Origin of the sequence: Microbacterium sp. MMO-35 (genome assembly GCF_037147555.1) — a bacterium.
Lineage (GTDB): Bacteria > Actinomycetota > Actinomycetes > Actinomycetales > Microbacteriaceae > Microbacterium.
Genome location: NZ_JBBCVH010000012.1, coordinates 1 through 16,753 on the forward strand (window position 1 = coordinate 1; position 16,753 = coordinate 16,753).

General features: G+C 70.5%; 15 protein-coding genes and 1 rRNA gene. 14 read left to right on the forward strand and 2 right to left on the reverse strand.

All coding sequences use genetic code 11. From position 1 onward, the window contains the following. Window positions 1-67 (forward strand): 5S ribosomal RNA (gene rrf / locus WFJ01_RS19095); the annotation flags it as partial. A 45-nt stretch (window positions 68-112) separates the two neighbouring features. On the opposite strand, the gene WFJ01_RS17335 is transcribed toward rrf, so the two are convergent. Then, window positions 113-1,243, reverse strand: a complete 1,131-nt coding sequence (locus WFJ01_RS17335) for a hypothetical protein (RefSeq protein WP_336629824.1) — start codon at window positions 1,241-1,243, stop codon at window positions 113-115. On the opposite strand from WFJ01_RS17335, the gene WFJ01_RS17340 reads away from it, so the two are divergent. From WFJ01_RS17340 to recN, 6 genes are read left to right on the forward strand one after another with little or no spacing between them, the layout of a single operon-like run. Further along, window positions 1,202-1,987, forward strand: coding sequence for a hypothetical protein (locus WFJ01_RS17340; protein WP_292888679.1), 786 nt, complete (start codon window positions 1,202-1,204; stop codon window positions 1,985-1,987). The two genes, WFJ01_RS17335 and WFJ01_RS17340, sit on opposite strands and share 42 nt — an antisense overlap. Continuing rightward, a complete protein-coding gene (locus WFJ01_RS17345) occupies window positions 1,984-3,015 on the forward strand; it encodes an HAD-IIA family hydrolase (RefSeq protein ID WP_292888677.1) in 1,032 nt (343 codons plus the stop codon). Before WFJ01_RS17340 ends, WFJ01_RS17345 begins: the two co-directional genes overlap by 4 nt. A gap of 38 nt (window positions 3,016-3,053) precedes the next feature. Then, a complete protein-coding gene (locus tag WFJ01_RS17350) occupies window positions 3,054-3,218 on the forward strand; it encodes a hypothetical protein (RefSeq protein ID WP_292888675.1) in 165 nt (54 codons plus the stop codon). Then, window positions 3,215-4,015: a TlyA family RNA methyltransferase gene (locus tag WFJ01_RS17355; protein ID WP_336629825.1), complete on the forward strand. Its 801-nt coding sequence runs from the start codon at window positions 3,215-3,217 to the stop codon at window positions 4,013-4,015. The genes WFJ01_RS17350 and WFJ01_RS17355 overlap by 4 nt, the downstream gene beginning before the upstream one ends. Beyond that, on the forward strand, window positions 4,012-4,935 hold the full coding sequence (locus WFJ01_RS17360) for an NAD kinase (RefSeq protein ID WP_251442249.1): 924 nt from the start codon (window positions 4,012-4,014) through the stop codon (window positions 4,933-4,935). Before WFJ01_RS17355 ends, WFJ01_RS17360 begins: the two co-directional genes overlap by 4 nt. Then, window positions 4,932-6,617, forward strand: coding sequence for a DNA repair protein RecN (gene recN / locus WFJ01_RS17365; RefSeq protein ID WP_336629826.1), 1,686 nt, complete (start codon window positions 4,932-4,934; stop codon window positions 6,615-6,617). The genes WFJ01_RS17360 and recN overlap by 4 nt, the downstream gene beginning before the upstream one ends. 25 nt (window positions 6,618-6,642) lie before the next feature. On the opposite strand, the gene WFJ01_RS17370 is transcribed toward recN, so the two are convergent. Then, window positions 6,643-7,662 (reverse strand): LacI family DNA-binding transcriptional regulator, encoded by a 1,020-nt coding sequence (locus tag WFJ01_RS17370; RefSeq protein WP_251442235.1) that lies wholly within the window; start codon window positions 7,660-7,662, stop codon window positions 6,643-6,645. Window positions 7,663-7,844: 182 nt separating this feature from the next. Here WFJ01_RS17370 and WFJ01_RS17375 point away from each other — a divergent pair, with 182 nt between their 5' ends. From WFJ01_RS17375 to WFJ01_RS17405, 7 genes are all read left to right on the forward strand, one after another. Then, a complete protein-coding gene (locus WFJ01_RS17375; protein WP_251442232.1) occupies window positions 7,845-9,257 on the forward strand; it encodes an ABC transporter substrate-binding protein in 1,413 nt (470 codons plus the stop codon). Further along, window positions 9,257-10,228 carry a carbohydrate ABC transporter permease gene (locus WFJ01_RS17380; RefSeq protein ID WP_336629827.1) on the forward strand — a complete coding sequence of 324 codons (972 nt, stop codon included), beginning with the start codon at window positions 9,257-9,259 and terminating at the stop codon, window positions 10,226-10,228. The genes WFJ01_RS17375 and WFJ01_RS17380 overlap by 1 nt, the downstream gene beginning before the upstream one ends. Beyond that, a complete protein-coding gene (locus tag WFJ01_RS17385) occupies window positions 10,225-11,115 on the forward strand; it encodes a carbohydrate ABC transporter permease (RefSeq protein ID WP_251442227.1) in 891 nt (296 codons plus the stop codon). The genes WFJ01_RS17380 and WFJ01_RS17385 overlap by 4 nt, the downstream gene beginning before the upstream one ends. A 92-nt stretch (window positions 11,116-11,207) precedes the next feature. Then, complete coding sequence (locus tag WFJ01_RS17390; protein ID WP_336629828.1) at window positions 11,208-12,623, forward strand: glycoside hydrolase; 1,416 nt, start codon at window positions 11,208-11,210, stop codon at window positions 12,621-12,623. A 29-nt stretch (window positions 12,624-12,652) separates the two neighbouring features. Continuing rightward, complete coding sequence (locus WFJ01_RS17395) at window positions 12,653-14,116, forward strand: glycoside hydrolase family 32 protein (protein ID WP_336629829.1); 1,464 nt, start codon at window positions 12,653-12,655, stop codon at window positions 14,114-14,116. Then, window positions 14,113-15,030, forward strand: coding sequence for a carbohydrate kinase family protein (locus WFJ01_RS17400; RefSeq protein WP_336629830.1), 918 nt, complete (start codon window positions 14,113-14,115; stop codon window positions 15,028-15,030). Before WFJ01_RS17395 ends, WFJ01_RS17400 begins: the two co-directional genes overlap by 4 nt. 36 nt (window positions 15,031-15,066) lie before the next feature. Beyond that, window positions 15,067-16,752: a CTP synthase gene (locus tag WFJ01_RS17405; RefSeq protein WP_292886349.1), complete on the forward strand. Its 1,686-nt coding sequence runs from the start codon at window positions 15,067-15,069 to the stop codon at window positions 16,750-16,752. Window position 16,753 lies beyond the last annotated feature (1 nt).

A 16,753-nucleotide genomic window follows, 5' to 3' on the forward strand; every position in this document is an offset into this window, starting at 1 on the left:
AGCTAAGCCTCACAGCGCCGATGGTACTGCAGGGGGGACCCTGTGGGAGAGTAGGACACCGCCGGACTTCCTTTAACAGAAAGGCCACCCAACGCAGGGTGGCCTTTCTGCGTTAACATGCTCGAACGGAAGGAGTCACGACATGGCCGATGACGGCAAGCCCTCGCGCGACCGCAAGGACGGGAACGCGGAGCGTCCCCGTCGCTATGTCGATGGCGACCGTTCTGAGCGCGGCTTCCGTCGCGACTCGAGTCGGGACGACCGTCCGCGTCGCGATGATGGCCGACCGTACCGTGGCAATGACGACCGTCCCCGTCGTGATGGTGACCGCCCGTACCGTCCCGCCGGCGAACGGACCGACCGTCCGCGTCGTGACGGTGACCGCCCCTACCGCGGTAATGACGACCGCCCTCGGCGCGACGGCGACCGCCCGTACCGTCCCGCCGGCGAGCGGACCGACCGTCCGCGTCGTGACGGCGACCGCCCGTACCGTCCCGCCGGCGAGCGGACCGACCGTCCGCGTCGTGACGGCGACCGCCCGTATCGTCCTGCGGGTGAGCGGACCGACCGTCCGCGTCGTGACGGCGACCGCCCCTACCGTTCCGCCGATGAGCGCGGCGACCGTCCGCGTCGCGAGGGTGACCGGCCGTACCGTCCCACGGGCGAGCGCAGCGACCGCCCGTACCGTGGCAACGAAGACCGTTCGCGTCGCGAGGGCGAGCGCCCGTATCGTCCCGCCGGAGAGCGCAGCGACCGCACCTACCGTCCCGCGGGCGAGCGAAGCGACCGCCCGTACCGCGGCAACGAAGACCGTCCGCGTCGTGACGGCGACCGTCCGTACCGTCCCGCGGGTGAGCGGACCGACCGTCCCCGTCGTGACGGCGACCGCCCCTATCGTCCCGCCGGAGAGCGCAGCGACCGCCCGTACCGTCCCGCCGGAGAGCGGACCGACCGTCCCCGTCGTGACGGCGACCGCCCCTACCGTCCCGCAGGGGAGCGTACCGACCGCCCGCGTCGCGATGGAGACCGCCCCTACCGGAGCAACGACGACCGGCCCCGTCGCGATCTCCGTGCGAGCGATCGTCCGCGCGATCCGGAGCTTCCCGACGAGATCACGGCTCGTGACCTGCATCCTTCGGCGCGGAACGAGCTGAAGACCCTCAGCAAGGAGAACGCCGAGCAGGTCGCGCGTCACCTCGCCATGGCGGCGCAGCTCATCGACGAGGATCCGGAGCGCGCCCATCTGCACGCTCTGGCGGCCTCGCGCCGAGCGGGTCGGGTCGCGGTCGTCCGCGAGTCCGTCGCCATCACGGCCTACGCCATGGGCGACTTCGCCCTGGCGCTGCGCGAGCTGCGCACCTACCGCCGGATCTCCGGGAACGACGACCAGATCGCGCTCATCGTCGACAGCGAGCGCGGTATGGGGCGTCCCGACCGCGCGCTGGAGGAGGCGCGCTCGGTCGACCGGGCGGCGCTGCCGACCGCGACGCGCGTGGCCCTTGCGATCGCGATGTCCGGTGCTCGCCTGGACCGCGGCGAGACCGAACTGGCGCTCGGCGAACTCGAGATCCCCGAGCTCAACCCCGACCTGGCGTTCGAGTGGAGCCCGGCGCTCTTCTCTGCCCGCGCCGCAGTGCTCGAGGATCTCGGGCGTGCGGAGGAGGCGGCGTTCTGGCAGGAGCGCGCCGAGGTCGCCGCGGCGGCGCTGGGTCATGGCGACGACGAGGAACTGATCATCGAGGACGCCTACGAGGAACTGGCCGAGGAGCCGGAGGGCATCGAGCTCGCAGAGTCGGAGCTCGCGGAGCCGGAGACTCCCGAGTCGGAGGGCATCGAGCTCGTAGAGTCCGAGCTCGCCGAGCCGGAGACCCCCGAGCCGGAAGACATCGAGCTCGCAGAATCGGCGATCGCCGACTCGGAGACCGCAGAGCTTCCGGAGCCGCCGGAGAATCCCGAGCAGCCGGAGGACGCGGAGAAGTCCGAGTGAGCCTGTTCTCCCGGGACAAGCGCACGCCGCTGACCGATGTCGACGTCGTGCTCGCCGACCTCGACGGCGTCGTGTACGCCGGCGCGGGGGCGCTCCCGCACGCGATCGAGAGCCTGAAGAAGGTCGAGGCGTCCCGTCGTCTCGGCTACATCACGAACAACGCGTCCCGCACCGATGCCTCGGTGGCTGCGCACCTGACGGAGCTCGGCCTCACGGTCGCCCCGGACGAGGTCGTCACCAGCCCGCAAGCGGCGATGCGTCTCGTGAGCGGCCTGATCCCCGCCGGATCCACGATCCTGGTCGTGGGAGGGGAGGGGCTCGTCCATGAGGTGCACAAGGCCGGGTTCCGGGTCACGCGCAGCGCCGACGACGCTCCCGCAGCCGTCGTGCAGGGATTCGCGCCCGAGGTGGGCTGGAAGGATCTCGCGGAGGCGGCGTTCGCGCTGAAGGTGCCCGAGGACGAGGGCGGGATCCCCTGGATCGCGACCAACACCGACTGGACGATTCCGCAGTCGCGGGGCGTCGCGCCGGGCAACGGGACCCTGGTCTCCGCCGTGCACACCGCGATCGGCCGGCTCGCGACCGTCGCGGGCAAGCCGGAGACTCCGATCTTCGAGGAGGCCGTCGCGCGGTTCGGCGCGAAGCACCCTCTCTTCATCGGCGACCGCCTCGACACGGACATCGCCGGGGCATCCCGCGCGGGCATCGAGTCGGCCCTGGTGCTGACGGGCATCGACCGTCCCAAGCACGTTCTCGCCGCGGCCGAGGGGTCGCGCCCGACGTACATCCTCGGTGACCTGCGGGAGCTGGACGAGCCCTACCCCCAGACGCAGTTCAAGGGCGACACCGTCACGGTGCGCGGCGCATCCGTCCGCGTGGACGGCCCGGACGTCACGATCCTCAGCGAGGGCGATCGTCCCATCGACCTCGTCCGCGCGGGCGCCGAGGCGATCTGGCGCACCGGACGGCAGATCTTCGGCTTCCGGGTTCCGGAGCGCCTGTACGCGGATCCGTTCCATCGGCCCTGATCCCGCGGGATCGAGGTGATCCCCCGTAGGCTGGAGGGGTGAGCGAGAACACCGAACCGGACCCTGCGGACGGGCTCTGGAGCCGGCTGCGCCTCATCGAGGGACAGCCCCTGGACTCGCGCGCGGCCGCCTACCAGGCGCTGCACGACGACCTCGCCCGGCGACTGGAGAGCGCCCCGAAGACCGCCGCCGACCGCGGATGACCCTCCGTCTCGATGCCGCCCTCGCGGAACGGGGCCTCGCCCGCTCCCGCACGCACGCGGCAGTGCTCATCGCCGACGGCGTGGTGACGGTCAACGGCCGGCCCGTGGTCAAGGCGTCCACGAAGATCGATGACGCCGACGAGCTCGCGGTGGCGGGCGCGGACCACTACGTGAGCCGTGGGGCGCACAAGCTCATTGCCGCCCTCGACGGGTTCGGCATCGCCGTCGACGGCTCCCTCGCGCTGGACATGGGGGCATCGACCGGCGGATTCACGCAGGTGCTGCGCGAGCGCGGGGCGCGCCGGGTGCTCGCCGTCGACGTGGGGCACGACCAGCTCGCGCCGTCCGTCCGCGCGGATCCCGGGGTCGTGGCCGTCGAGGGCTTCAACGTCCGGAACATGGACGCGCAGATCCTCGCCGATGCCACCGGGGAGCGCGAGCGGCCGGAGCTGGTCGTGGGCGACCTCTCCTTCATCTCGCTCGCCCTCGTGCTCCCCGCGGTCGCGGCGACCGCAGCCGAGGGCGCCGACGTCGTCCTGCTCGTCAAGCCGCAGTTCGAGGTCGGGCGCACCGCGGTGCGCGGCGGGCTCGTGACCAATCCCACGATCCGCGCCGACGCGGTGGCGCGGGTGCTGTGGAGCGCCTGGGATCAGGGCTTCGGGGTGCTCGGGATCCTGCCCTCGCCGATCCTCGGCACGCATGGCAATGCGGAGTACCTGGTGCACCTCGCCCGCGGGCGGGGAAGCAATCCGACAGAATGGTTGAGCACGATCGATCAGTTGGCAGGAGGCCGATGAACGAGCGCAGGATCCTCGTCGTCGCACACGCGCGCCGGGACGACACCGTGCAGGCCGCCCATCGGGTGGTCGCCGCACTGCGTGCGGCCGGCGCGGTCCCGGTGCTCGCGGCGGACGATCGCGACGAGCTCGCCGCTGCGGACGCGCTCTTCACCGACGTCGACGTGCTGGCAGAACGCCCCGGCGACGCCGGCATCCCGGTCGAGGACATCGAGCTCGCGATCGTGCTCGGCGGCGACGGCACGATCCTGCGCGCCGCGGAACTCGTCCGTGACGGGACAGCCCCGATCCTCGGCATCAACATGGGCCACGTCGGCTTCCTGGCCGAGATCGAACGCGACGACATGGACGCCGCCGTCGCCCGCGTCATCGATCGCGACTACTCGGTCGAGGAGCGCATGGCTCTCGCGGTGCGGGTGAAGGATTCCGACGGCGCCGTCGTCTACAGCACCTGGGCGCTGAACGAGGTGACCGTCGAGAAGGCGAGCCGGGAGCGCATGATCGAGGTGGTCGTCGAGATCGACGGGCGTCCGCTCACGAGCTTCGGCTGCGACGGCATGGTGGTGTCCACCCCGACGGGCGCGACCGCCTACAACTTCTCCGCCGGCGGTCCGGTGATCTGGCCAGGGGTCGAGGCCATCGCGGTCGTGCCCCTGTCGGCGCACGCGCTGTTCGCCCGCCCTCTTGTCGTCGCGCCCGGCGCGCCGGTCGCGATCGAACTGCTGGACCGCAACGACGGCAACGCCATCCTGTGGTGCGACGGCCGCCGCTCGCACGACCTGCCGCGCGGAGCGAGGGTCGTGGTGCGCCGCTCGTCGCGCCCGGTGCGCCTCGCGCGGCTGCACCCCAGCGTCTTCACCGACCGCCTGGTCCGCAAGTTCCACCTTCCGGTCTCCGGGTGGCGAGGAGCCGACGCATGATCGAGGAGATGCGCCTGCGCGATCTCGGTGTGATCGCCGAGGCCGTGCTGCCGATAGGCCCCGGCTTCACCGCGATCACCGGCGAGACCGGCGCGGGCAAGACGATGGTCGTGACCGGCCTCGGTCTGCTGCTGGGCGCGCGTGCCGACTCCGGCGCCGTGCGGGCGGGTGCCGCCCAGGCCTCGGTCGCCGGGGTGTGGATCGTGCCGAGCACGGGATCCGTGGCCGACACCGTGGCCGATGCCGGCGGTGAACTCGAGCCCTACGACGACGCGCGCGGAGAGCTCTACGTCTCCCGCACCCTCACCGCCGAGGGGCGCAGCCGTGCGAGCGTCGGCGGCCGTGCCGCGCCGGCCGGCGTGCTGGCCGACCTGGCCGACGACCTCGTGGTCGTTCACGGGCAGTCCGAGCAGCTGCGGCTGCGGTCCGCGGCCGCTCAGCGCGATGCGCTCGACCGGTTCGGCGGATCCGCGATCGCCCTCGCCCGCTCTCAGTACGAGGCGGCATGGGAGGGCTGGCGCGCCCTGTCCGCCGAGCTGGAGGAGATCTCGGGAAACCGGGAACGCCGCCAGGCCGAGGCCGAGGACCTGCGGCAGGCGCTCGCGCTCATCGAGGCGACCGATCCGCAGCCGGGGGAGGACGACGCTCTCACCGAGCGTGCGGAGCGCCTCGCGAACGCGGAGGAGCTGCGCCAGGCGGCGGCGATCGCACGGTCGGCGCTGTCGGACGAGGACGGCGGCAACGACGTGTCGAGCCTGGCCGCCGAGGCCCGGCGTGCGCTCGAGCGGGCGAGCGATCCCCAGCTCGCCGGCATCGCCGAGAGCATCGCCGAGATCGGCTACCGCGCCACCGACATCGCCGCCGAGCTGAGCGGCTATCTCGCCGATCTGGACGAGTCGGGCCCGCATGAGCTCGCGGCGGTGGAGGAACGCCGATCCGCGCTGGCGGCCCTCGTCCGCGCCCACGGGACGCTCGATGCCGCCCTCGAACTCTGGAACACGGGATCCGCGCGCCTCGCCGAGCTCGACGACGACTCCGACCACATCGAGCGGCTCGCGGTCGAACGAGATGCCGCCCGTGCCGTGCTGGACGAGGCCGCCGCCGCGCTCACCGCGATCCGGACGGAGGCCGCCGGCCGGCTCGGCGCCGCGGTCACCGAGGAGCTGCACGCCCTGGCCATGCCCGATGCCCGTCTCGTGGTCTCGGTCTCCGAGGGCGTCGAGAGCGCGCACGGACGCGACGACGTCGCGATCCTGCTCGCCCCGCACCCCGGTGCGGAGCCGCGTTCCGTCGCCAAGGGCGCCTCGGGTGGCGAGCTGTCGCGCGTGATGCTCGCGATCGAGGTCGTCATCGCCGGTACGGATCCCGTTCCGACCTTCGTGTTCGACGAGGTCGATGCGGGCATCGGCGGCGCCGCCGCGATCGAGGTGGGCCGCCGGCTGGCGCGGCTGGCGCGCACCTCGCAGGTCATCGCCGTGACGCACCTCGCCCAGGTGGCCGCGTTCGCGAACAACCACCTCAGCGTCGTGAAGGCGAACGACGGGCAGGTGACCGCGTCGAGCGTCCGCCGGCTGGACGGCGAGGACCGCGAGGCCGAGATGGCGCGGCTGCTCTCCGGCCTCGCCGACTCCGGCGCTGCCCTCGAGCACGCGAGGGAGCTGCTCGCGCTGCGGGAGGACTGAGTCCGCCGGCGCCGGTCCCGGCGCGTCAGCGCAGGTCGCGGACCGATTCCCGCACGATCACGGGCATGGGCACGAGCTCATGGGCCAGGTCGCGCTCGCCGAGGAGCATCTCCACGCCGACGCGTGCCATGTGCTCGTAGGGCAGCCGGGCGGTGGTGAGACCGGGCCGGACGAGTTCGGCGAGGTCCTCGTCGTCGAAGGAGACGACGGAGATGTCGGCGGGGATGCGCAGGCCGCGCTCGCCGAGGGCCTGATAGATGCCGAACGCGACGCCGTCGGTCGCGGCGATGAGGGCCGTCAGCTCGGGATGCTCGTCCAGCAGCCGCTGGCTCTGCACGAACCCGATCGCCGTCTTCCAGTCCTCGACCACGACCTCGATCGGGCCCGGGATGCCGCGCTCGGCGAAGGCGTCGCGCATGCCGGCGAGACGTCGTGCGATCGTGACCGAGCGCCGCGGATCCCCGGCGATGTGCGGGATGTCGCCGATGAATCCCACGTGCGAGTGACCGGCGTCCAGCAGGACCGAGGCCATCGCGTGGCCGGCGGCATACTCGTCGGGGAGCACGCTGGGCAGGTCGTCCGGGGTCCGGCCGTTGACGATCACGACCGGGATCCCGCGGGGCGCCGCGGGCACGTCGACCGTTCGTGCCGCCATGAGGCCCACGATCACGCCGTCGACGCGACGGTCGATCAACTCGTCGAAGGCCGCGGCCAGCTGCGTGGGGTCGTCGCCGGTCTCGGCGATGAGGACGGTGTGATCCAGTTCCTTCGCGGCGCGCAGAGTTCCGCGCACCATCGCCGAGGCGAATCGCGTGATCGTCACCTGGTCGGAGATGAATCCGATCGAGCGGGTCTTCCCGGAGCGCAGGCTCTGCGCGGCGGGGTTGGGCTTGTAGCCCAGTTGCGCCGCGGCGGTCCTGACCCGTTCCACGGCGTCGTCCGAAAGCCGGGACGGGCGATCGTTGAGGATGAGGCTGACCGCTGTCTTGGACAGACCGGACAACCGCGCCACGTCGGCAAGAGTCGGTCTCGGTGCGGTGGACATCGGCCGCCCTCCTCTCCTTCGGCTCCTCCTAACCTAGCGGATCACATCGGACAGGTGAATTAATTTAGCAACACGGCTTGCGCGCCGGTATTGATGGGTGTTAGCTTCGGATAAATCGGTTCACCAAGCTCTGATCTGCACCCGCAGGTGCAAGCCGATTCACTCTCAGAGAGGAGAAGTTGATGGCACGCGAGTTCGGACCCGTGATGGGACGACGTGACCTTCTGCGGCTCGGAGGCTACGGCCTGGCGAGCGCCGCACTGCTGGGGATGGGAGCGAGCCTCACGGGTTGCGCCCCCTCCGGAGGCGGTTCCCAGACCGGCACGCTGACCATGCTCTACTTCGGCGATCAGAAGGCGGCCACCACGCTGCAGAACGCCCTGCAGCCGAAGATCAAGAAGATCGACAAGGACCTGAGCCTGAAGATCACCGCCATCAACGGCACCGACTGGAACGACTTCCTGGCGAAGGTGCTCACGCTCATCGCGGCCGGCCAGGCGCCGGACATCGTGAGCGTCGCCACAGAGGGCCTGCAGCTGATGGCGGGCAAGAAGCTCATCGTCCCGCTCGACGACTACGTCAAGAAGGACATGTCGAGCCTGAAGTCGAGCTACTTCAACGACATCCACCCGGCGCTGATCGAGGCCATGATGGTCGACGGCCACCTCTACAACATGCCGGACAGCTTCAACGCGGGCAGCATGTTCTTCAACAACGACGTGCTGCAGCGCGCCGGGGCATCGGCTCCGGCGGCCGGGTGGACCATCGATGACTTCCACTCCACGGCCGAGAAGATCTCCAAGGTCGGCGGCGACATCCTTCCCTTCGACTGGGTGGTGCGCCTGTGGGGCAGCTGGACCTCGTTCCTGTACGCCAACGGCGGCAACCTCGTGGAGGAGGGGAAGTACTCCGGCGGCGACTGGCTGTGGAGCAAGGCGTACGAGTCCGGCGACAAGAGCATCGAGGGTCGCAAGGGCGGCTGGAAGTGGGGTGCCCCGACGGCCAACTCCGCGGAGTCGATCGAGGCGCTCCAGTACGTCATCGACCTGCAGAAGGCCGGCTACTCGCCGTCTCCCGACGTGGGCGGCGGCTCGACGCTGCAGGGGCTCTTCTCCTCCGGGCGGGTCGGGATGACCATCGGCGGCGGATTCTGGGCCGGCGGCCTGCACAACGCGGGCATGAAGGACGGCAGCTTCGACGTGCAGGCCTTCCCGACCTGGAAGAGCAACAAGAGCCTGTTCGGCACGGGCGGCTACTCGATCTTCCAGTCGTCGCAGAAGAAGGACGCGGCGTGGGAGGTGATCAAGATGATGATCGAGCCCGAGAGCTTCGACATCATGTTCCCGGGCAACGTCACCACGCCCGGACGCAAGTCCTTGATGACCGCGGAGCGCTACAAGACGACCGGGCCGAAGAACTGGTCGGTGTTCTACGACCAGCTGGACGGATCCGTGCCGATCTCGGCGCCGTCGTACTACAACGCGCTCGCCACCTCGCTGAACCAGCGCACCACCGAGGCCATCTCGTCCGGCAATGCGAAGGCCGCTCTCGACGCCATGCAGAGCGACCTCGAGAAGGTGGCGAAGGGCAGCTGATGTCCGCCACCGCTTCTCCTCCGCGCGTCGCACCGGGTGCGGCCTCGCGGGGCGTGAAGCCTCCCCGGCCCGTCCGCCGCCCCGGTGCGCGGCGGACGGCCCGACGGGAGGCGACCTTCGGCTTCGCGATGATCGGTCTGGCGATGCTGTTCGTGACCGTGTTCACGTTCCTGCCGATCCTCGCATCGTTCGGCCTGTCGTTCTTCGACTGGGACGTGATCTCCCCGCCGACCTGGGCCGGCCTGGGCAACTACGAGCGCTTCTTCTCCGACGGGCCGGTGCTGCAGTCGTTCGGAGTCACGATCTGCATGGCCCTGGCGATCGTCGTGCTGCAGTTGTCGCTCGGTCTGTTCCTGGCGGTGCTGGTCAACCAGCGCACCTCCACGTTCGGGCGCACCTTCTTCCGCACGGCCTTCTACCTGCCGCTGCTCGCCTCGACCGCGGCCGTGGCGATCTTCATGGGCTACCTGTTCGACAACAAGTTCGGCGCGATCAACTACTACCTGAACCTGCTCGGGTTCTCGAACGTGCCGTGGCTCACGAGCCCGTTCGGCGCGCAGGTGACGATCGTCCTGATCGTGGTCTGGCAGCAGGTCGGCTTCACCTTCGTGCTGTTCGTCTCCGCCCTCATGGCCGTCCCCACGGACGTGCTGGAGGCGTCGTCCATCGACGGCGCCGGACCGCTGCGCACGCTGTTCCGGATCAAGATCCCGCTCATCAGCCCGACGATCCTCTTCGCCGCGGTGATCGCGCTGATCAACGCCATGCAGCTGTTCGACCAGCCCTACATCATGACCAAGGGCGGGCCGGGCACGGCGACGACGACCGCGACGATCTCGATGTACCAGACCGGCTTCCAGAACCTCCAGTTCGGGTACTCGTCGGCGATCGCGATCGTGCTCCTGCTGCTGATCCTCGCGATCACCGGCCTCCAGTTCCTCGCCTCCCGGAAGGTGGTGTTCTACCAATGAGCGCGACCACCACGATCGTGACCGGGCGGCGGCGCCCGGCGCGCGCCACCGCCGCAGGGAGACGACGTGCCTTCAGCATCGGCAAGATCGCCGGACTGATCGTCCTGATCATCGCCGCGGTCTTCGCCCTGGGCCCCCTGCTGTGGGCGTTCTCGACCTCGTTGCGCACGCCCGCCGACGCCTTCACGAATCCGCCGCAATGGATCCCGCTCTCCCCGGACTTCGGCAATTACGCCGCGGTGTTCGAGCAGATCCCCATTGGGCAGTTCTTCCTGAACAGCACGATCGTGACGCTCGTGATCGTCGTCGGGCAGACGATCACCTGCACCCTGTCGGGATACGCCTTCGCGATGATCTCGTTCCCCGGCAAGAACTGGATCTTCGGGGCCTTCCTCGCCACGATGATGGTCCCGATGCAGACGATCATCATCCCGGTGTTCCTCATCATCAAGACGCTCGGGCTCACCGACAGCCTCGCATCGCTGATCATCCCGGCACTCGGCAGCGCCTTCGGCACGTTCCTCATGAGGCAGTACTTCATGCAGATGCCGAAGGAGCTGGGAGAGGCGGCACGCATCGACGGCGCGAGCCAGTGGGGCGTGTTCTTCCACGTCTACGCACGCATGGCGGCTCCGGCCATCTCGACCCTCGCGATCCTGAACTTCTCCGGATTCTGGGCCGAGTTCTACCGGCCGCTGATCTTCCTGCAGTCCCAGAGCACCTTCACGCTGCCGCTCGGGCTCGTGGGACTGCAGGGAAACCTCGGCACCGGCTCGATCTCCGTGGTCCTCGCGGGCGTCGTGCTCGCGATGATCCCCAGCGTGCTGCTGTTCATCTTCGCGCAGCGCTACTTCATCGCCGGCGTCACCGCGGGGTCGTCCCGCTAGCACCCCGATCCCGCGCGCCGCGCCGCAGGACCCGTCCCGGCCCTGCGGCGCGGTGGGCGCCTCTTCCGACCCCCAGAACGGAGCACTCCCCGATGACCGACACCGTGTTCTTCCATCCCGACGGCGGCTGGGTCGGGGACGTCATCCCGTTCGCACGCGACGGGGTCTTCCATCTCTGGTACCTCTTCGACGACCGGAAGACGCCGAAGACCGGGATGCCCTGGCATCTGGTCACCACCACCGACTTCGTGCACTTCGAGGATCACGGCGTCGCCGTCCCGAGCGGCGGGCCGGACGCGGAGGACTTCAACGTCTACACCGGATCCGTCGTGGTCGGCGACGATGACGTCGCGCACCTGTTCTCCACGGCCAGCAACCCGCGGAGGGTCGGCGAGGACGGGCGCCCGCTGCAGCTGGTCGCGCACGCGACGAGCACCGCGGGACTCACCGGGTGGGTCAAGCATCCCGAGCTCACCTTCGGCGCCCCCGAAGGGTATGAGACGGGGGACTGGCGGGATCCGTTCGTGTTCCGCGACGGCGACCTCTGGCGGATGCTCGTGGCGGCACGGCACGCCGAGGGGCCGTCGCGCCGCCGCGGCACCATCGCGCAGCTGACCTCGACGGACCTGCGGACCTGGACCCCGGTCGCGCCGTTCTGGGATCCGCGTCGCTACATCGCGCACGAATGCCCCGACGTGTTCCGCTGGGGCGACTGGTGGTACCTCGTGTACTCGGAGTTCTCCGACGCGTTCTGCACCCGGTACCGGATGGCCCGCTCGCTCGACGGGCCGTGGCTCGTCCCCGACGACGACACGGTCGATGCGCGGTCCTTCTACGCGGCGAAGACCGTCGAGCATGACGGGCGGCGATTCTTCGTCGGCTGGATCGCGACTCGCGATGGCGACACCGATGACGGCGCCTGGCAGTGGGCGGGGACGCTCTCGACCCTCGAGGCGACGCAGCGCGCGGACGGGACCCTGTCCTTCCGGCTGCCGGATGAGTTCCTCGCCTCGTTCTCCGTGCCCGTGGCGCCCGGCGCGATCCCGGCGCCCGTACGTCTGGATGCCACGGACGGCTTTGCGCAGGCCATCGGCGATGCCGAGCTCCCCGACAGCTACCTGCTGACGGCCGAGCTGGACATCGCCGAGGGCACGGAGGAGGTCGGTCTCCTGGTGCGCTCGACCGCGGACGGCGATGAAGCCGGCGCGATCCGGCTGGAGCCGCGGCGTGACCGCGTCGTCTTCGATCGCTGGCCGCGCACGACCACCGGCGGCGAGCAGTGGCAGATCTCCGGCGACGTGCCGTTCGTCTTCGAACGCCCCTGTCCGCTGCCGGCAGGGCGGCACCGTGTCGAGATCGTGGTCTCGGACGACATCCTCGTCGCGGTCGTGGACCGTCGTGTCGCGCTGAGCACCCGCCTCTACCGGCGCGCGGGCGGACACGTCGGCGTCTTCGTCAACGGGGGCGCCGCCGAACTGCTGTCCCTCGAGATCCGCACCCGACCATGACGACCGCAGCCCGCCTGGAGGATCCGCCCGTGACTCGCCCCCTCATCCACTTCTCGTCGGCCCGCAACTGGCTGAACGACCCGAACGGTCTCATCTTCCACGACGGTCGGTACCACCTGTACTTCCAGTACAACCCGCATGGAGTGGATCACGGCTTCATGAGCTGGGGGCACGCGTCCAGCGCCGACCTCGTGACCTGGCAGGAGCATCCGGTCGCGCTCCGCTACACGGATGAGCACGAGATCTTCTCCGGGTCCGTCGTGTTCGATGAGCGGGACACCAGCGGGCTCGGCATCGGCGGCACGGCACCGCTCGTGGCCGTGTTCACCCTCGCTGCCCGGAGCGGCGCGCATCAGTCGCAGGGGATCGCCTCCAGCACCGACGGAGGGCTGAGCTGGTCCATGCATTCGGGCAACCCGGTCCTGGACCGCGGCTCGGCGGATTTCCGCGACCCCAAGGTGTTCCGCTACTCCGGGCCCGCCGGCGACTACTGGGTGATGGTGGCCGTCGAAGCCGTGCAGCGCAAGGTCGTGCTCTATCGTTCCGACGACCTGCGCCACTGGGAGCTCCTCTCCGAGTACGGCCCTCGAGGCACGGCTTTCGGGGTGTGGGAGTGCCCCGACCTGTTCCCGCTGGCACTCGACGGGGACCCGGACGATGTCCGCTGGGTGCTGATCGTCAGCATGAACCCGGGGGGAGTGGCCGGGGGATCCGGCACGATGTACGTCGTCGGCTCCTTCGACGGGGTGCGCTTCGTGCCCGCGGCGCCGGCTCCGGAGGTCGAGCCCGGTGCGAAGACTCCCGACGACGCGCTCGCGGCGCTGGACTGGATCGACCACGGCCGCGACTGCTACGCCGGCGTCACCTTCTCCGGGCTCGGCGACGAGGACCGGATCCTGATCGCCTGGATGAGCAACTGGGAGTATGCGGGGGAGATGCCCACGGACGCCATCGAACCGCAGCGGGGGTCGATGACCCTCGCCCGCCGGTTGTCGCTCGTCACGGAGCGCGGGCGGATCCGGCTGCGCCAGGAGCCGATCGGCCCCGCGGTGGTGCCGGTCGCCGCGATCGCGGACGTCGAGGTGCGGCCAGGAGAGCCGCTGACCTTCGAGGCGCCTCCGGCGTCCCGGATCCGGCTGCGACTGCGACTGGACGACGGTGCGTCGGCGGAGCTGCGGCTCGGGGACGCCCCCGCGCTCGCGGCGGTGCTGCGCGTGCGCGACGGGGAGCTGACCCTGGACCGCCGGGTCGGGGCGGAGGGCCTGCCGGAGGCGTTCGGCAGCCTCGAGCGCCTGGAACTGCGCGCCGATGGCCTGGATGCCGTTCTCTGGCTGGACGAGGGGTCGATCGAGGTGTTCGCCGACGACGGGACCGCGGTGCTGACCGATCGGATCCCCGCGCGGCGCTCCGACCGTGTCGAGTTGCACGCGGTCGGCGGTAGAGTGCGGATCGACGAGGTGACGGTCGAGGCAGAGGAAGAGGATCGGGCATGACGCATGAGCCCATCGCAGTGATCGGCGAAGCCCTCGTCGACATCGTCGAGGGCGGCGAGACGCATCCCGGCGGCTCGCCGATGAACATCGCGGTCGGGCTCGCGCGGCTCGGCCACCCGACGGTCCTGCACACGCGGATCGGCAGCGACCCGCACGGGGACGCGGTCCGCGCCCACCTCGACGCCGCCGGGGTGGAGCTCGGCCCCGGGACGGTCGTGCCCGGTCGCACCTCGACGGCGACCGCGCGTCTGGACGCCGAAGGCAAGGCGGAGTACGACTTCGACATCGACTGGGACATCGCGGTGCCCGACATCGCCGGCGCCCGCGCGGTGCACACCGGGTCGATCGGCGCGCTCCGGGAGCCCGGCGCCGCGGCGGTGCTGACCGCGCTCGGGGCTGCCGGGTCGGACACGTTGCGGACTCTCGACCCCAACATCCGCCCCGACGTGATCGGCGAGCGCGACGAGGTGCTGCGCAGGGTCGTGGAGCTGACGGCGCTCTGCCCGGTGGTCAAGCTCAGCGACGAGGACGCGGCCTGGCTCGTCCCCGGTGCGCCCCTCGAGGAGGTGCTGGCCGGCCTCGCCGACCGGGGCGCACGGTTCGTGGTCGCGACGCGCGGCGCGGAGGGCTGCCTGGCGCTCGTCGACGGCACCTGGTTCGCGCGCCCGGCGAGACCGGTCGCCGTCGCCGACACGATCGGCGCAGGGGACGCCTTCATGTCCGGACTGCTGCATGCCCTCCTGCGCGACGGCACCGATCGCCTGCTGGTCGCCGGAGACCCGCTGCCCGAGGACGCCGTGCGCGCCGCGCTGGACACCGCGCTCGCGAGTGCCGCCCTCACCGTCGCCCGCGCGGGCGCGAACCCGCCGACGCTGACCGAACTGGATGCGGCCGACCGCGCGTCGCGGGAGTGACGCCGCCCGCTCGCGCTGATAGGATAAAAGCCCGTGATGCAGAACTCAGCCGCGCGGACAGACAACGACACCACCAAGCACATCTTCGTGACGGGCGGTGTCGTTTCCTCGTTGGGCAAGGGGCTGACGGCGGCCAGCCTCGGCAACCTGCTCACCGCCCGCGGACTGCGCGTCGTGATGCAGAAGCTCGATCCCTATCTGAACGTGGATCCGGGCACGATGAACCCCTTCCAGCACGGCGAGGTCTTCGTCACGGACGACGGCGCCGAGACCGACCTCGACATCGGCCACTACGAGCGCTTCCTCGACATCGAGCTGAGCCAGGCCGCCAACGTCACGACCGGCCAGATCTACTCGCAGGTCATCGCCAAGGAGCGCCGCGGCGAGTACCTCGGCGACACCGTGCAGGTGATCCCGCACATCACCGACGAGATCAAGCGCCGCATGCGCCTGCAGGCCGACGAGACCCCGCGGCCCGACGTCATCATCACCGAGATCGGCGGCACGGTCGGCGACATCGAGTCGCAGCCGTTCATCGAGTCCGCGCGCCAGATCCGGCACGAGCTGGGCCGCAAGAACGTGTTCTTCGTGCACGTCTCGCTCGTTCCGTTCATGGGCGCCTCGGGTGAGCAGAAGACCAAGCCGACCCAGCACTCCGTCGCGGCGCTGCGCTCGATCGGCATCCAGCCGGACGCGCTCGTGCTGCGCAGCGACCGGCCGGTCACCGAGTCGAACAAGCGCAAGATCGCGCTCATGTGCGACGTGGACGAGGACGCCGTCGTCAACGCGGTCGACGTGCCCAGCATCTACGACATCCCGACCATGCTGCACGACCAGGGACTGGACGACTACATCGTCGACGCGCTCGGGCTGGACAAGGCCGACGACGTCGACTGGTCCCGCTGGCAGAAGGTCCTGCAGGCGGTGCACAACCCGAAGCACGAGGTCACGATCGGCCTCGTCGGCAAGTACATCGACCTGCCCGACGCCTACCTCTCGGTCACCGAGGCGCTCAAGGCCGGTGGCTTCGCGCACGAGGTGGCCGTCAAGATCCGCTGGATCCCGTCCGACTCCTGCGAGACCCCCGAGGGCGCCGCGAAGGCGCTCGCCGACGTCGACGGCATCTGCGTTCCCGGCGGCTTCGGGATCCGCGGCATCGAGGGCAAGCTGGGAGCGCTCCGCTTCGCCCGCGAACAGGGCATCCCCACCCTCGGCCTGTGCCTCGGCCTGCAGTGCATGGTCATCGAGTACGCGCGCAACGTCGCCGGGATCGACGGGGCCTCGTCGAGCGAGTTCGACCCCGACACCGCCGAGCCGGTCATCGCGACCATGGCCGAGCAGGTCGAGATCCTCGACGGCGGCGACCTGGGCGGCACCATGCGCCTCGGCCTGTACAAGGCCGCGCTCGCCGACGGGTCGCTCGCCGAGGAGCTGTACGGCGCCCCCGAGGCGTCGGAGCGGCACCGCCACCGCTACGAGGTGAACAACGCCTACCGCGACCGTCTCGCGGACGCCGGCCTGTCGTTCTCCGGTCTCAACCCGGAGCTCGACCTCGTCGAGTACGTCGAGCTGCCGCGCGACGTGCACCCGTTCTACATCGCGACCCAGGCGCACCCCGAGCTGCGTTCGCGGCCGACCGAGCCGCACCCGCTGTTCCGCGGGCTCGTGGGCGCGGCCATCGAGCGGCACCGCTCCAGCGAGCTGTTCGACGACGAGGACTGAC

What these genes read in the sequence shown, in the direction of transcription:
- WFJ01_RS17360 (WP_251442249.1), top strand. Translation starts at nt 4,012, where the DNA reads ATGAACGAGCGCAGGATCCTCGTCGTCGCACACGCGCGCCGGGACGAC.
- WFJ01_RS17400 (WP_336629830.1), top strand. Translation starts at nt 14,113, where the DNA reads ATGACGCATGAGCCCATCGCAGTGATCGGCGAAGCCCTCGTCGACATC.
- WFJ01_RS17370 (WP_251442235.1), bottom strand. Translation starts at nt 7,662, where the DNA reads ATGTCCACCGCACCGAGACCGACTCTTGCCGACGTGGCGCGGTTGTCC.
- WFJ01_RS17385 (WP_251442227.1), top strand. Translation starts at nt 10,225, where the DNA reads ATGAGCGCGACCACCACGATCGTGACCGGGCGGCGGCGCCCGGCGCGC.
- WFJ01_RS17405 (WP_292886349.1), top strand. Translation starts at nt 15,067, where the DNA reads ATGCAGAACTCAGCCGCGCGGACAGACAACGACACCACCAAGCACATC.
- WFJ01_RS17335 (WP_336629824.1), bottom strand. Translation starts at nt 1,243, where the DNA reads ATGGGCGCGCTCCGGATCCTCGTCGATGAGCTGCGCCGCCATGGCGAG.
- WFJ01_RS17340 (WP_292888679.1), top strand. Translation starts at nt 1,202, where the DNA reads ATGGCGGCGCAGCTCATCGACGAGGATCCGGAGCGCGCCCATCTGCAC.
- WFJ01_RS17380 (WP_336629827.1), top strand. Translation starts at nt 9,257, where the DNA reads ATGTCCGCCACCGCTTCTCCTCCGCGCGTCGCACCGGGTGCGGCCTCG.
- WFJ01_RS17355 (WP_336629825.1), top strand. Translation starts at nt 3,215, where the DNA reads ATGACCCTCCGTCTCGATGCCGCCCTCGCGGAACGGGGCCTCGCCCGC.
- WFJ01_RS17390 (WP_336629828.1), top strand. Translation starts at nt 11,208, where the DNA reads ATGACCGACACCGTGTTCTTCCATCCCGACGGCGGCTGGGTCGGGGAC.
- WFJ01_RS17375 (WP_251442232.1), top strand. Translation starts at nt 7,845, where the DNA reads ATGGCACGCGAGTTCGGACCCGTGATGGGACGACGTGACCTTCTGCGG.
- recN (WP_336629826.1), top strand. Translation starts at nt 4,932, where the DNA reads ATGATCGAGGAGATGCGCCTGCGCGATCTCGGTGTGATCGCCGAGGCC.